At 41.9% G+C, this 14,195-nt stretch carries 10 protein-coding genes and 1 pseudogene; 10 read left to right on the top strand and 1 reads right to left on the bottom strand.

Annotated elements, in window-relative coordinates; translation table 11 throughout:
* Window positions 1-17: 17 nt before the first annotated feature.
* From apt to C2M30_RS11270, 3 genes are read left to right on the top strand one after another with little or no spacing between them, the layout of a single operon-like run.
* Entirely contained in the window at window positions 18-569 is a 552-nt protein-coding gene (apt, locus tag C2M30_RS11280) for an adenine phosphoribosyltransferase (protein ID WP_010559764.1), read from the top strand.
* On the top strand, window positions 570-2,888 hold the full coding sequence (gene dnaX, locus C2M30_RS11275; RefSeq protein ID WP_105171699.1) for a DNA polymerase III subunit gamma/tau: 2,319 nt from the start codon (window positions 570-572) through the stop codon (window positions 2,886-2,888).
* A gap of 45 nt (window positions 2,889-2,933) precedes the next feature.
* Window positions 2,934-3,260: a YbaB/EbfC family nucleoid-associated protein gene (locus C2M30_RS11270; RefSeq protein ID WP_010559766.1), complete on the top strand. Its 327-nt coding sequence runs from the start codon at window positions 2,934-2,936 to the stop codon at window positions 3,258-3,260.
* 71 nt (window positions 3,261-3,331) lie between these two features.
* On the opposite strand, the gene C2M30_RS11265 is transcribed toward C2M30_RS11270, so the two are convergent.
* Window positions 3,332-4,501: a lipid-transfer protein gene (locus C2M30_RS11265; RefSeq protein WP_105171698.1), complete on the bottom strand. Its 1,170-nt coding sequence runs from the start codon at window positions 4,499-4,501 to the stop codon at window positions 3,332-3,334.
* Window positions 4,502-4,781: 280 nt separating this feature from the next.
* Here C2M30_RS11265 and C2M30_RS11260 point away from each other — a divergent pair, with 280 nt between their 5' ends.
* From C2M30_RS11260 to C2M30_RS11235, 7 genes and pseudogenes are all read left to right on the top strand, one after another.
* Complete coding sequence (locus C2M30_RS11260) at window positions 4,782-6,590, top strand: HAD-IIB family hydrolase (protein ID WP_105171697.1); 1,809 nt, start codon at window positions 4,782-4,784, stop codon at window positions 6,588-6,590.
* Entirely contained in the window at window positions 6,583-7,827 is a 1,245-nt protein-coding gene (locus C2M30_RS11255) for a glycosyl transferase (protein ID WP_105171696.1), read from the top strand. Before C2M30_RS11260 ends, C2M30_RS11255 begins: the two co-directional genes overlap by 8 nt.
* On the top strand, window positions 7,827-9,575 hold the full coding sequence (locus C2M30_RS11250; RefSeq protein ID WP_105171695.1) for a sugar phosphorylase: 1,749 nt from the start codon (window positions 7,827-7,829) through the stop codon (window positions 9,573-9,575). The genes C2M30_RS11255 and C2M30_RS11250 overlap by 1 nt, the downstream gene beginning before the upstream one ends.
* A gap of 2 nt (window positions 9,576-9,577) precedes the next feature.
* Window positions 9,578-10,483 carry a UTP--glucose-1-phosphate uridylyltransferase GalU gene (gene galU, locus C2M30_RS11245; RefSeq protein ID WP_105171694.1) on the top strand — a complete coding sequence of 302 codons (906 nt, stop codon included), beginning with the start codon at window positions 9,578-9,580 and terminating at the stop codon, window positions 10,481-10,483.
* A gap of 502 nt (window positions 10,484-10,985) precedes the next feature.
* A pseudogene (gene dcm / locus C2M30_RS11240) lies at window positions 10,986-12,011 on the top strand (DNA (cytosine-5-)-methyltransferase); the annotation flags it as partial.
* 44 nt (window positions 12,012-12,055) lie between these two features.
* Window positions 12,056-12,247: a DNA cytosine methyltransferase gene (locus C2M30_RS21960; protein WP_325050759.1), complete on the top strand. Its 192-nt coding sequence runs from the start codon at window positions 12,056-12,058 to the stop codon at window positions 12,245-12,247.
* Complete coding sequence (locus C2M30_RS11235; RefSeq protein ID WP_105171693.1) at window positions 12,234-14,156, top strand: McrB family protein; 1,923 nt, start codon at window positions 12,234-12,236, stop codon at window positions 14,154-14,156. The genes C2M30_RS21960 and C2M30_RS11235 overlap by 14 nt, the downstream gene beginning before the upstream one ends.
* Window positions 14,157-14,195: the final 39 nt, after the last annotated feature.

Here is a 14,195-nt window from a genome sequence, read left to right as displayed (position 1 = left end):
AAATATTGGGGAAAACCATGACTTTGTCAGTTTCAGACCTAGAACTAGTAAAAAACAGCATTGCGACTGTGCCAGATTATCCAAAACCAGGCATTATGTTCCGCGATATTACTAGCTTATTAGCTGAGCCTAAAGCGTTCCAAACCGTGCAAAAAGCACTGGTAGAAAAATACAAAAACCAAGAATTTGATGTAATTATTGGTACTGAATCTCGCGGCTTTATTTTTGGTGCACCGCTTGCACTAGAATTAGGCATTCCATTTGTCCCAGTGCGTAAGCCAGGCAAACTGCCACGCGAAACGGTATCGCAGTCGTATCAACTTGAATACGGTGAAGATACCCTTGAAATTCATAAAGATGCGATTAAAGCGGGCGATAAAGTATTGCTAGTAGACGACTTATTAGCAACAGGCGGCACTATTGAAGCAACCGTTAAATTGGTTGAAAAACTCGGTGGTAACGCAACCGACGCAGCATTTGTTATTTCATTGCCAGAACTTGGCGGTGAAGCGCGCCTAGACGGCCTAGGTTTAAACATACTTAAATTAGTTGAGTTTGAAGGCGAGTAAATGAGCTATCAAGTTCTGGCAAGAAAGTGGCGTCCACAAAACTTTCATCAGTTAGTTGGGCAGCAACACGTTAAACAAGCATTAGTAAACGCGCTTGATCAAAACCGTTTGCACCATGCTTACTTATTTACCGGTACACGTGGTGTAGGTAAAACCACTATTGCCAGAATTTTTGCAAAAAGCTTAAACTGCGAATCAGGCATTACAAGTCAGCCTTGTGGCAGCTGTAATGCCTGTGTTGATATCGAGCAGGGCCGTTTTATCGACCTAATTGAAATCGATGCAGCGTCGCGTACCAAAGTAGAAGATACGCGCGAAATTCTCGATAACGTGCAATACGCGCCCACGCGTGGCCGTTATAAAGTGTACCTCATCGATGAAGTGCACATGCTCTCTAAACACAGTTTTAATGCACTGTTAAAAACACTAGAAGAACCACCAGAGCACGTTAAGTTTTTACTTGCTACGACCGATCCGCAAAAATTACCCGTCACTATTTTATCGCGTTGTTTGCAATTTAATTTGGCCGCATTGTCGGAAAATGAAATTGAAACGCAACTAACGCATATTTTGCAGCAAGAGCAACTGGGTTTTGAACCAGAAGCGCTTAAGCAACTGGCACAAAGTGCCAAAGGCAGTATGCGCGATGCACTGAGTTTAACTGACCAAGCCATCGCTCAAACTAACGGTAATATTAGCCACCAAGCAACCCAACAAATGCTTGGTTTAATGGATATTACTTGGGCACAAAGTTTATTGATTGCGGCCATGGCCAGCGATGGTGATAGCTTATTAGAGTTAAGCGCGAAATTGGGCTTACAAAATGGCAATTATGGTGCAGTGCTCGATGATTTAATTAAGCTATGTCATTTAATACTCGTGTCTAAGTTGGTGCCAAGTGCTGCGCAGCTGAGCGACCAATATGCTGATTTTATTAGTGAACTGGCAAATGAAGCAGATACCCGTGAAATACAGGTGTATTACCAGTTACTGTTAAACGGTAAAAAAGATTTAATGCTTGCGCCAACAGAGCAACTTGGCTTTGAAATGGTGATGTTAAAGTTACTGGCGTTTGAACCTGCACAAATGCAGGCACAAGCACCGGCGCAGCAAAACCATTCAGCACAAACACAGCCACAAGCTCAACAAGCAACACCAAGCGCGCGTGTTTCGCTAAAAGAACAATTAAAAAAACAAAAAGAAGCACTCGATAATAAACAGGTAACGCAGCCACAACTTGAACCTGTACAACCTGTAGTTGAAAAACCAGCACCGCTTGCTCCTGCGCCGCAACAGCAAATAGCACCAGTGCAATCTCAGGAACAACATTCGCAAGAGCAACCATCTCAAGAACAATTAGAGCAGCAAGTAAATCAGCAAATGGATGACGTACTTGCACAAGCTGAGCAGTTGACGTCACAATCGCAAGCGCCTGAAATGTTTGAGCAACAGCAACAGCAACAGCAACAGCAACAGCAACAGCAACAGCAACAGCAACAGCAACAGCAACAGCAACAGCAACAGCAACAGCAACAGCAACAGTTCGATAGTGCACCAGAGCCACAGCAAATGCCTGAGCAGGTGGTAAATGAACAGCCACCAGTAGAAGAGTCGCCTCAGCCAAGCTTTGAGCAAAACTTTAATAACGAAGCCGAAGCAATCGCGAAAATTTTAGCGCGCCGAAATGTGTCAGGTTCGGGTTCACTTATTCAACCGGACGGTAGCGAAACGTCAATAAAAAAGACTGAGCCCCAGCAAAGGGGCGAAAACTTTGCAAAACCAAAGCAAAGCCCACTTGAAAAATACCGCGGAGAAACTCAGCATGTGGCACCTGAGTTAATTGAACAATTAACGCCAGAGCCAAAGCAAGAGGAAGCACCTGCCCCAGAGCTTCAAGTTATTGAAGGCTTTGAAAGCCCAATTTCACAAGAACGTTTTGCTCATCAGCAAGACGATTGGGCAAACAAAATTGAAACCATGGGCCTTGGTGGTCGCGTGCGTCAATTTGCTCTGCACAGTATTTATCAGCAAAATGGGGCTGAAGTGAGCTTACTGGTTGACAGTGAACAGCGACACCTCGATTCACCTATGCTGCGTGAACAGTTGCAACAAGCGCTGTCAAACCTACTAAATACGCACGTTGAATTAATGATTAATTTTAACGATGTGGTTGAACAAACACCGTTTAAAATTCAGCAAAAAATTGATGCATTTCGTCATCAACAAGCGGTACACACCATTAAAAACGACCCAATTATCACTCAGCTCATGACACACTTTGACGCAGAGCTAGATGAAGGTACAATAAAGGCATTATAATTCTGTTGGTAGCCTAGCTGCCATGCATTAAAAGAGAGAAAAATTATGTTTAAAGGCGGAATGGGTAACATGATGAAGCAAGCGCAGCAAATGCAAGAGCGCATGCAAAAAGCCCAAGAAGAAATTAAAAATATGGAAGTAGTTGGCGAAGCAGGCGCAGGCCTTGTTAAAGTAACTATGCTAGGTAGCCACAATGTTCGTCGCATCGACATTGATGAGTCATTAATGGAAGATGACAAAGAAATGATTGAAGATCTAGTTGCAGCAGCAATCAACGATGCAGTTCGACGCGTTGAAGAAGGCTCAGCTGAGAAAATGGCTACAGTGACTGGCGGTATGCAAATGCCTCCAGGCTTCAAAATGCCATTCTAATTTAGAAAGTATTTTATGTTTTGAAAAATAGCGCCTTTTGGCGCTATTTTTATATCTATCAGAATTCAAAACTACTTTTGATACACGGTAACTACTACAGCGCCGCCTAAGCCCACATTATGCTGTAGCGCAAGCGTTGCGCCTTCAACTTGTCTTTTTCCTGCTTGGCCTCGTAAATGCCAGCATAATTCAACACATTGCGCTATGCCAGTTGCACCAATAGGGTGACCTTTTGACATCAAACCACCAGATGGCCCAATCACAAACTTACCTCCGTAAGTATTATCGCCGTCTGAAATCAGCTTTATTGCTTCGCCTTCTTCACATAGCCCAAGCGCTTCATAATTAATTACTTCATTGGTGGTAAAGCAATCATGTAATTCAATTACATCAACATCTTGAGGTGAAACACCCGCTAGGTTAAAGGCTTTTTCGGCAGCGCGTTTAGTCATACCTGTACCAACAGAAAGAATAGGGTCTTGCCACGACTCTTCAGTGTCGGTTGCCATGGCTTGGCCAATAATTTTCACCCCGTGTTTAATATTATGCTTTTTAGCGAAAGCATCACTACACAGTATGACAGCTGCAGCGCCACAGGTGGGCGGGCATGCCATCGTGCGCGTCATATATTCATCAAAAATTATTTTGTCATTAAGCACACTTTCTACGGTAAGTGGTTTTGAAAACAATGAATAAGGGTTATGTATGGCATGACTTCGTGATTTTACGGCCACTTTTGCATAAAGCTCGCTAGTGACATTATATTTTTCCATATAATGTTTTCCGGCTGCACCAAATGCGCGTAGTGCAATCGGTGCATTTGCAATACCAAATTTATCATATACTGCATTAGCTCTATCAAACGGGTTTTCCCTATCAGACCAATGTGAACCCAGCGCACCTGCTTGCATTTCCTCAAAGCCAAAAGCCACAACACACTCAACCTCACCAGACAATATAGCTTGCCTTGCAGCATAGAGCGCTGTTGAACCACTTGAGCAATTATTATTAACATTAATGATAGGAATACCGGTTTGAGCAACATCATAAAACGCATGTTGCCCACAGGTGCTATCGCCATAAATATAAGCTGCATAGCCTTGTTCGATTTGGCTTACATTAACGCCAGCGTCAGTAAGTGCTAATCTAATAGCGTTTGCAGCCATAACGCGATACGGCTCTTGTTGGCCAGGTTTACAAAACTGAGTCATACCGACACCAGCTACGATTACATTCTTCATTTTCAGCCTGTTGTTTTTATTATCTGAATTTTATTTTTACATTAAATACCAAGTATTAAGTGATTTAAAGATTAACCAAATACCTTACTTTTTAACACTTTGTTTGTGTTATGGAACACATAAAACGTAAAAATAACGCTAAAAGCACTTCTCCAATAGTTCGGAATTTTAACTACGAAAGCCTTTATATTATTTAAGCCAAACTGCAGGTGGTATGTTTTGGCACATTCCTTGACATATTATTAGATAGTTTATTAAAACGTTCAAAGGATGCATTAATATGGTGCAAACACTCTCTACCAAGTTCCTGACTAAATTTATAGAAAAACATGCGCTTTCTCAGGAAGTTAAAAAAACAATAAAAACTTGGTACGCGCCAATCGCAGAGCAAATTGCACTGCACCAAAATAGAACAAAAGAGCCATTGGTGATTGGTATAAATGGTTGCCAAGGTTCGGGCAAAAGCACGCTAACGGACTTTTTAAATCAATATCTACGCATGTACTTTGGTTTAAATGTGGTGTCGATTTCGCTCGATGATTATTATTTATCAGCATTTGAGCGCGAAGAACTTGCCACACATATTCACCCTTTACTTGGTACACGCGGTGTACCGGGTACCCACAAAATTGATCAGCTAGATCACGACTTAGCAGCGCTTACGCGTAAAACGTTAAAACGCCCTTTGTTTATTCGCCGTTTTAATAAAGCCATAGACAATCCGTTTCCATCAGATAAATGGACCAAAGTAACATCAGCACCCGATGTGATTATTCTAGAGGGGTGGTGCGTAGGGCTTAACGCAGAGCCACAAGATGCTTTAAAAACACCTATAAACGCGCTTGAAGCCATTGAAGACCCAAACGGCACATGGCGTGAATACGTAAATAACCAGCTGAAGGGTGCTTACCAAAATGTGTTCGAGCGAGTTGACCGCTGGATTATGCTAAAAGCACCTAGTTTTGATGTGGTAGCACAGTGGCGCAAAGAGCAAGAAGCCAAGCTGCGCTTGCAACAAGATAAACTGCCAACCAATAAAATAATGAGCGAACAAGAAATAGAGCGCTTTGTGCTATTTTTTGAAAGGCTCACCCGAGTTGGTTTAGTTGATTTTAGCCAAACCACAGATATCACCTTACACCTAAATGAAACACGCGAAATTGTTAACGTAACAGGTCGTTTTAAACAGTTATGCTTTCCTGAAAAACTCGCGGTATTCACCGATCTTGACGGCACCTTATTAGATCATTACAGCTACGAGTTTCAGCCTGCAAAAGTGAGTGTATTTTTATGCTACGAACTGGGCTTTCCCATTATTCCGTGTACCAGTAAAACCTTTAAAGAAATTATCGCCATTCGCACCCAGTTAGGGCTAGGAACGCCGTTTATTGTTGAAAATGGCGCTGCCGTATTTTTACCCAAAAAGTGGTTGAAAGAAAACGTGATTGAAACCAAAGATCTGATTGAATTTGGCGAATTCTACATTAAAGAATTTGGTCAGCCGCGCAGCTTTTGGTTAAACCAACTAAAACAATACGCCAATGATTTTGCCCATCTATACAAAGGCTTTGCGCAAATGACTAATAGCGAATTGGCAGAGCTAACAGGCCTAAGTGAAAAAGACGCCGAAAAAGCCAAACTACGTCACTACTCAGAGCCGCTTCATTGGTTAGGTGACGCTTGCCAGAAAAAGGCATTTATAAAACGTATGCGTGAAAATGGCGCAACCATTATTGAAGGCGGGCGCTTTTTACATGTGTGTGGCGACGAAAGTAAAGGCGTTGCACTAAATTGGTTGTTTAACCTAATCAAGCACGAATTGCCCGGTGATTGGCTGAGTGTGGCGCTCGGCGATAGCGAAAACGACAGCGCCATGTTAGAGCAAGCCGATATTGCAGTACAAATCAAATCAATGACTCACCCGTTTATTACACTTGAGCGTTCAAAAGGCGTTATGCGCTCAACTATGCCTGGGCCTACTGGCTGGCACGAGGTGATGATGCAACTTATTAGCGAGCTTGATAACCATCATATTGAACGCATCAAATCGATACCTAACCATCCTCTAAAGGAGAAACACTATGGCTGATTTTTACCAAAATGGCATTGTAACCACTCTGCATAACTTAACAAATCGAGGCGTGGAAGAGTTAGAAAGCGAGCTGGTTGAGTTTTCAAAAACGCGGCCTATGGGGCTAATTTTACCGTCGCTTTACAGCGAGCTTGAAGGTGAGGCGCTACCTAAAATTGTTGAGCATTTAAGTGAAGTGCCGTATTTATCGCAAGTGATAATTGGCCTAGATAGAGCGACCGAAGATGAATTTTGTAAAGCCATTGAGTTTTTTAAATACTTAGGGCAACCGCATCAAATTTTATGGAATGATGGCCCACGATTAAAACAGCTCGACGCTGAATTACAAGCACTTGGTGTGGCGCCGACCGAAATGGGTAAAGGCCGCAACGTGTGGTATTGCATGGGGTATGCGCTTGCTACCAAAGAGGCCGAATCTATCGCACTGCACGATTGCGATATTTTAACCTACGATCGCAGCTTACTTGCTCGCTTAATTTACCCTGTGGCGCACCCACAATTTAACTACGAGTTTTGCAAAGGGTATTACGCCCGATATTCCGATGGCAAACTCAATGGTCGCGTAGCGCGTTTGCTTGTTACGCCGCTTTTAAAGGCGCTTAAACGCGTGATGGGTCATAACGACTACCTAGATTATATGGATAGCTACCGTTATTCGCTCTCGGGTGAGTTTTCATTTAGGCAAGATGTGCTTAACGATATTCGCATTCCTAGCGACTGGGGGTTAGAGATTGGCGTACTGTCTGAAATGCAACGCAACTATGCCGCCAACCGTTTATGCCAAGTGGATATTGCTAACGTGTATGACCACAAGCATCAAGACTTATCGCTTCATAATAGCGAAGGTGGTTTGTCTAAAATGTCGATAGACATAACCAAAGCGTTTTTTAGAAAACTCGCCACCCAAGGTTACACCTTAAACACCGAAACCATGCGCACCATAAAGGCCACCTATTACCGTATCGCGCTCGATTATATCGAAACCTATAAAAACGATGCGATTATTAATGGCCTTAAAGTGGATATTCACACCGAAGAAAAATCAGTGGAAATGTTCGCTAAAAACATTATGGCGGCAGGGCAGTCGTTTTTAGAAAAACCGATGGAAACACCGTTTATTCCATCGTGGAACCGTGTAATTAGTGCCATGCCAGATGTGCTTTCGCGCTTAGAAGAAGCGGTAGAAGAAGACTACCTTGAATTTTCAGCAAAACTGCGCAAAAAGGTAAGCTGATGACCTATCCATTAAAAGAAAAACTGCTTAAGCAACTTCAAGTAATTTATGAAGGGGTCGCAATAAAAGACTCTGTGGATGCCATTGCCGATAAGCTGTTATCTCAAATGGCGTTAAATGATGACGCGCAAGGGCCTACGCCTTTTTTAAACCGCTGGAATGAATCGGATATTGTGATGATCACCTATGGTGACAGCATAGTAAGCGACAGTGAAAAACCGCTGGTCACCTTAAAACAATTTATTGATGGCCATTTAAGTAATGAATTAAGTGGCGTGCATATTTTGCCGTTTTTCCCGTACAGCTCAGACGATGGTTTTTCAGTGCTGGATTATTCAAGCGTGAATGAATCACTGGGTGATTGGCAAGACATTAGCGCCATAAGCAAAAGCTATAAGTTAATGGCCGATTTAGTGATTAACCACTGCTCAGCGCGCTCAATTTGGTTTGAAAACTTTATAAAAGGCGAGGGCACAGGCCACAATTACTTTTTTACCGCATCGCCAAGCGACCCGCTTGATAAAGTGGTTAGGCCGCGCACATCGCCCTTATTAAAGCCAGTAACCACCAAGCAAGGCGAGCAGTTTGTATGGTGCACTTTTAGTCATGACCAAGTCGATTTAGATTTTTCAAACCCAGAGGTGCTTATTGCGTTTGTGGGTATTATTAAGCAATACCTAGATGCAGGCGTGAGAATTTTCCGCTTAGATGCCATCGCCTTTTTATGGAAAGAAATTGGCACAAGTTGCATTAATTTACCGCAAACCCACGAGGTAGTAAGGCTATTACGTACGCTGATTGAATGCGCCAATGAAAACGCCATTATCATCACCGAAACCAACATCCCTAATATTCAAAACTTAGCGTATTTTGGTAATGCTAACGAAGCCCATGCAATTTATAACTTTTCACTGCCGCCGCTACTTATTTACAGCTTAATTTCAGGCGATTGCCAAGCGTTAAAACACTGGTTAATGCGCATGCCACCCGCTCAAAATGGCACCTGCTATTTTAACTTTATTGCTTCGCACGATGGCATTGGCTTAAGGCCAGCTGAAGGATTACTGAGCGAAAGCGAAATCGCCACCATGGTTAACACCATGCAAAACTTTGGTGGGCTAATATCGTGGCGAACAGGGGAAGATGGCAGCCAAAAACCTTACGAAATGAACATTGCCTTGTATGATGCGCTTAAAGGCACAATAGATGGACCCGATAAGCATCAGTACCAGCGCTTTATTTGCGCCCACAGCATTATGATGAGCTTAGAGGGCATTCCCGGTATTTATATTCATAGTTTGCTTGGCACCGAAAACGACTATGAAAAATACAATAACACCCACCATAACCGTACCATTAACCGCCACCGCTGGCAAAGCGAATTGTTAAATGAGCAACTTGCCCATCCGTACAGCCATCACAGCAAAGTATTAAGCGGCCTAAAAACCCTGCTAGCAATAAGAAAACAGCAAAAAGCCTTTCACCCCAATGCTACACAATTTGTTTTGCAGCTAGGGCCAGAACTGTTTGGTGTGTGGCGACAATGTATGAATCGCAGTCAAAGTATCTTTTGTATTGCTAATATTACTAATAAGCCAGTATCGCTTCGTTTAAACGAGCTTAATTTAATTGAAACAGAACACTGGTACGACTTACTCACAGAACAGCAAATTAACGATCTAAACAGCGAGTTTGCGCTGTTGCCATATCAAACAATTTGGCTAACCAATAAACGTAAGGGAGTATAATAATGAAAAAAGTAACCAAAGCGGTGATCCCCGTTGCAGGCCTTGGCACACGTATGCTGCCAGCAACCAAAGCCATTCCAAAAGAAATGCTTACCTTGGTAGATAAACCACTTATTCAATATGTGGTAGAAGAAGCGGCTGCCGCTGGCATTAAAGAAATTGTGTTAGTTACTCATGCCAGTAAAAACTCCATCGAAAACCACTTTGATACCAGTTTTGAGTTAGAAGCGCAGCTAGAGTCGCGCGTTAAACGCTCGCTCTTGCAAGAGGTTAAAAGCATTAATCCCAAAGGCATTACCATGATTTCGGTGCGTCAAGCTGAGGCAAAAGGGCTAGGGCACGCCATTTTATGTGCGCGCTCGGTAATTGGCGAAGAGCCATTTGCGGTCATTTTGCCCGATGTCATTATTGATAAATACCATTCAGATTTAGGCGTAGAAAACCTCGCAAAAATGGTCAGCAATTACAACGAAACAGGCATTAACCAAATAATGGTAAACCCGGTAGATATGGCACAGGTGCAAAGCTATGGCGTGGTTGATTTAGACAACCAAACCCTGTGTGCAGGCGAAACCGCTAAAATTATCGGCATGGTAGAAAAACCACCACGTGAAGAAGCCCCTTCAAACCTTGCCATTACGGGCCGTTATGTACTTTCTGAAAGCATCTGGCCAATTTTAGCCAAAACACCACCGGGTGCTGGCGATGAAATACAACTAACCGATGCGCTTTATACGTTATTAGACCAAACAGGGTTAGAGGCGTACCAGCTGGTGGGTAAAACCCACGATTGCGGCAATAAACTGGGCTTTATTAAAGCCAATATAGAATACGCCATTCAACGCGCTGAGTTTAAAGGCGAGCTAACCGATTATATTGAAGCGATATTGGCTGAGAATAAACATTAAACAAAAGCTTTGCCTAAAAGCCTCTGCAAAGAGGCTTTTACTACCTCACTTCCTTTCATACGAGTTGTACTGTTCTCCATATATCTACTTTCATACTCTTGGTAATAACACGTAATACCTAAATTCCTAACAATCATTATCATTCGGGAAATAGTAATAACAAACTAACAAATACGTGTTTCTATAATGAAAACATATAATTTAATTAAAGGCTTACTTGAATAAAAACTTGTTTTTCATCAAGGGTTTTTGTTACATTTTTGACTGTTGTAACCATGGAGCGGTAAGCATTTGAGCCCATCAATGACAGACGTCAATTCTCAATACTACAACACACATGCAACCGAATCTTGTCTTATTAAATTATTTGTGGCTTAGATAGTGAATTAATCATGTATATGTGTACAGGTTTTTCTTAAATTTAATCAGAAAATAGAGTAGTATTCCCAGATTAAATCATGCCTATTAATGGCAGTTAGTCTAATTGAAATAGTAGTGAACAATGAATAGTAAAACCAACGTCCTTCATCAAGCAGAAGCATTAATTAAACCATTAGCAGTTGCACATGTACCTCAAGAAAGTGACGTTGAAGCGGTAATTGATCAATGGTTACATGCAATTGCGACCGATAGCAAGTTTTACTGTAATCCAGAAATCAGCAATCCAGAGCAGCTTAAAGAAAGTGTAATAAGTCAGCTACAAAAAAATGGTTTATATACAACGAGAGACGCGTTCTTTAATGAAGTATTTGGTGCTTTAAAGCTAAAGCCTGACTTTGACGCTAATTTTCGTTTTATCGACTTATTTGCAGGGATCGGTGGGGTTCGACTCGGTTTTCAACAAAACGGCGGCGTTTGTGTTTTTTCTTCCGAATTTGATAAGCATGCTCAGCAAACCTATAAAAATAATCATGGCGAGATTCCATTTGGCGATATTACAAAGGTCCCTGCGAATGAAATCCCTGATCATGACGTTCTTTTGGCTGGCTTCCCATGCCAACCATTTTCGCATGCAGGCCTTAAACTAGGGATTGAAGATACCCGAGGTACTCTATTTCATGACATAGCCAATATTCTAGAAACGAAAAAGCCTAAGTTTGCGTTGCTTGAAAATGTGAAAGGTTTAATTAGCCATGATAAAGGCTATACCCTCAAGGTTATTTTAAAAACGCTTACCAAAATGGGATATAGCTGTAATATTCCTAAAAGTGTTATTGAGCATGGTTCTACAAAGGAAATTCAAGCCTTAGCCAAAGAAATGGTTCTGAAATCAGTGGACTTTGGAATACCGCAGAATAGACAGCGCATATACATCGTTTTATGGCGTGATGGCGAAGTTAAAAGTTTTGAGTACCCAAAACCACTAGGTATTGAAGTTAAAGTTGGTGATATGCTTGAGGAAAACCCAGATCCTAAATTAACTATTTCTGATAGATTATGGGAAGGCCATCAACGTAGAAAAATTGAAAATAAAAAAAATGGCAAAGGCTTTGGTTTTGGCTTGGTTACGGAAGAATCCCCCTACACCAATACTATCTCGGCACGATATTACAAAGACGGTAGCGAAGTACGATTGAGCAGGTTGGAAAAAATCCTCGGAAGATTAGCCCAAGAGAGGCTGCTCGATTACAAGGGTTCCCTGATGAATTTGAACCAAGCGCTTCAAAAGTGCAAGCTTATAAACAATTTGGTAATAGCGTTACTGTTAATGTAATTGATGGATTAGCTAAAAAAATTAGGAATATATTAGATGGCATTAATTGATTTAAGTGAGAAGTTTAGAGAAATCAGAAGCTCAGTTGATAGGGTCAACTTTACGGATGTTAAGCTAACAGAAGAGTTCAAAAAAGAATATGAGCTTTATATTAGTGAGAATAGGGCAAATGGTTACTCTAAAGTAGAGTTTGCTGATTTTTCTACTAAAATCACCACATCAACAGATAAAGCCATTTTTATCACTAACTTTTGGTTCTATATTGCTGCAGAGCTTTCTAATTACTTAGATGGTCTATCACAACAAAAAAATATTTTTAAAGATATATATAAGGATACAGATCTTCAACAAGCTGCCGTCGCTCTAAGAGATGGAGTTTCCGAACAAGAAAAAAGCAAGATTGAAAATTATTTCAGTTCAAAGGGTTATACAAATGATGATCTTGAGTGCTTTTTATCATTCGTATCGGATTACAAAAGTTGGGGAGGAGGTAAAACAATAGATCGCAATGATTACTACGTATCCCCATTATTGCAGGCTGGCAATTTGTTGGCAGAAACTCAAAGTGCAGTAGCTGAAATAGCAAAGCAACTGTCTGAAAACCCAGCACTAAAAAACTCATTTAAGCCCATATTAACACCTAAAGTGCAAAAATCAACGGAAACTCTTTTGAGTAATAAAAGTTGGGGATACTCAACTTTATCCAAACCCTTCCTCCTTCTCGCTGGTATCTCAGGTACAGGTAAAACCCGTTTTGTGCGTGAGCAAGCAAAAACATCACAGCAGTTTGCTGAAACTTATTGTTTAACCTCAGTACGCCCCGATTGGCATGAGCCGAGCGATTTACTCGGATATATTTCACGCCTAAATGGCGCTGCGGAATACATCACTACCGATGTATTACAGTTTATCGCCAAAGCTTGGCGTGCGATTGCTGATAGCGGCTTAACTGTTGAAGTGCAAGAGAGAGGAGAGCAAGGTAAGCGTTTAGTGGTCGCGGGCGAGCGCGATGAGTTAGATAGGATACTGCCTTACTGGTTATGTTTGGATGAAATGAACCTTGCGCCAGTAGAGCAGTATTTTGCTGATTATTTATCGGTACTGGAAACCCGTGAATGGTGTTGGTCAGATGGTAACTTCTCTTACAGCAGTGACGCGCTATTGAAACCTGCCACCATTAATGAAGTTGCTGATATAGAAAAGCTACGCAAAGCACTAGGCTTTGATAACAGTGAAAATAAAAATTATGACGAGCTTTGGCAATTAATTTGCCAATATGGTTTAAGTATACCGTTTAACCTGTTGGTCGCAGGCACGGTGAATATGGATGAAACTACTCACGGCTTTTCACGTAAGGTGATTGACCGTGCTCTGAGCTTTGATTTTGGTGCGTTTTTCCCGAACGACTATAACGACTTTTTCACCCCAACTAGTTGCAATAAACGCCTTAGCTATCCTATTTGGTCAAATGCCAGCAAAGCAGATTTAGCAGATACTTTCGATGTTGATGGCGCAAAAACGGTTGCGTTTTTATCGGCCGTTAATGCCGTGCTAAAAAATACACCGTTTGAGTTGGCGTTTCGTGCGCTCAATGAACTTCTTCTCTCGGTTGCCAGCAGCCAACCACAAGATGACCTGACTCTAAAAGCTGTATGGGACGACTTTATGATGTGTAAGGTTCTGCCGCGTATCGAAGGCGATACCGACAAGCTGACTACATCAAACCGCAAGGATTTGCTGGAAGAGCTTAGCGGCGTGCTTTCAGACCAGTTAGTTCCCATTTGGCAAGCAGAACAAGGCGATAAGAATCAACGCCCTGACTTGTATCGTGAGAACATCGTGGCCGATGGTGCTACTGATGAGGAGAAAATACTTCGCATACCTTGCCGTGCAAAAGCGAAATTGAAGTGGATGAGCGAGCGATTAGCCAGTGCCACCTTTACCAGTTTCTGGCCTTAATGAGTCGGAGCTGTTTGATGCCTTCTGCAATGAATGCAA

Source organism: Pseudoalteromonas sp. T1lg24 (genome assembly GCF_002964745.1).
Classification (GTDB): Bacteria; Pseudomonadota; Gammaproteobacteria; order Enterobacterales; family Alteromonadaceae; genus Pseudoalteromonas; species Pseudoalteromonas spongiae.
This window is presented reverse-complemented; position numbering and strand designations above follow the sequence as displayed.

Bases quoted from the DNA above. Each gene is read 5' to 3' on its own strand.
- C2M30_RS11270 (WP_010559766.1), top strand. From the start codon at position 2,934: ATGTTTAAAGGCGGAATGGGTAACATGATGAAGCAAGCGCAGCAAATG.
- galU (WP_105171694.1), top strand. From the start codon at position 9,578: ATGAAAAAAGTAACCAAAGCGGTGATCCCCGTTGCAGGCCTTGGCACA.
- C2M30_RS11260 (WP_105171697.1), top strand. From the start codon at position 4,782: ATGGTGCAAACACTCTCTACCAAGTTCCTGACTAAATTTATAGAAAAA.
- C2M30_RS11265 (WP_105171698.1), bottom strand. From the start codon at position 4,501: ATGAAGAATGTAATCGTAGCTGGTGTCGGTATGACTCAGTTTTGTAAA.
- dnaX (WP_105171699.1), top strand. From the start codon at position 570: ATGAGCTATCAAGTTCTGGCAAGAAAGTGGCGTCCACAAAACTTTCAT.
- C2M30_RS11250 (WP_105171695.1), top strand. From the start codon at position 7,827: ATGACCTATCCATTAAAAGAAAAACTGCTTAAGCAACTTCAAGTAATT.
- C2M30_RS11235 (WP_105171693.1), top strand. From the start codon at position 12,234: ATGGCATTAATTGATTTAAGTGAGAAGTTTAGAGAAATCAGAAGCTCA.
- apt (WP_010559764.1), top strand. From the start codon at position 18: ATGACTTTGTCAGTTTCAGACCTAGAACTAGTAAAAAACAGCATTGCG.
- C2M30_RS11255 (WP_105171696.1), top strand. From the start codon at position 6,583: ATGGCTGATTTTTACCAAAATGGCATTGTAACCACTCTGCATAACTTA.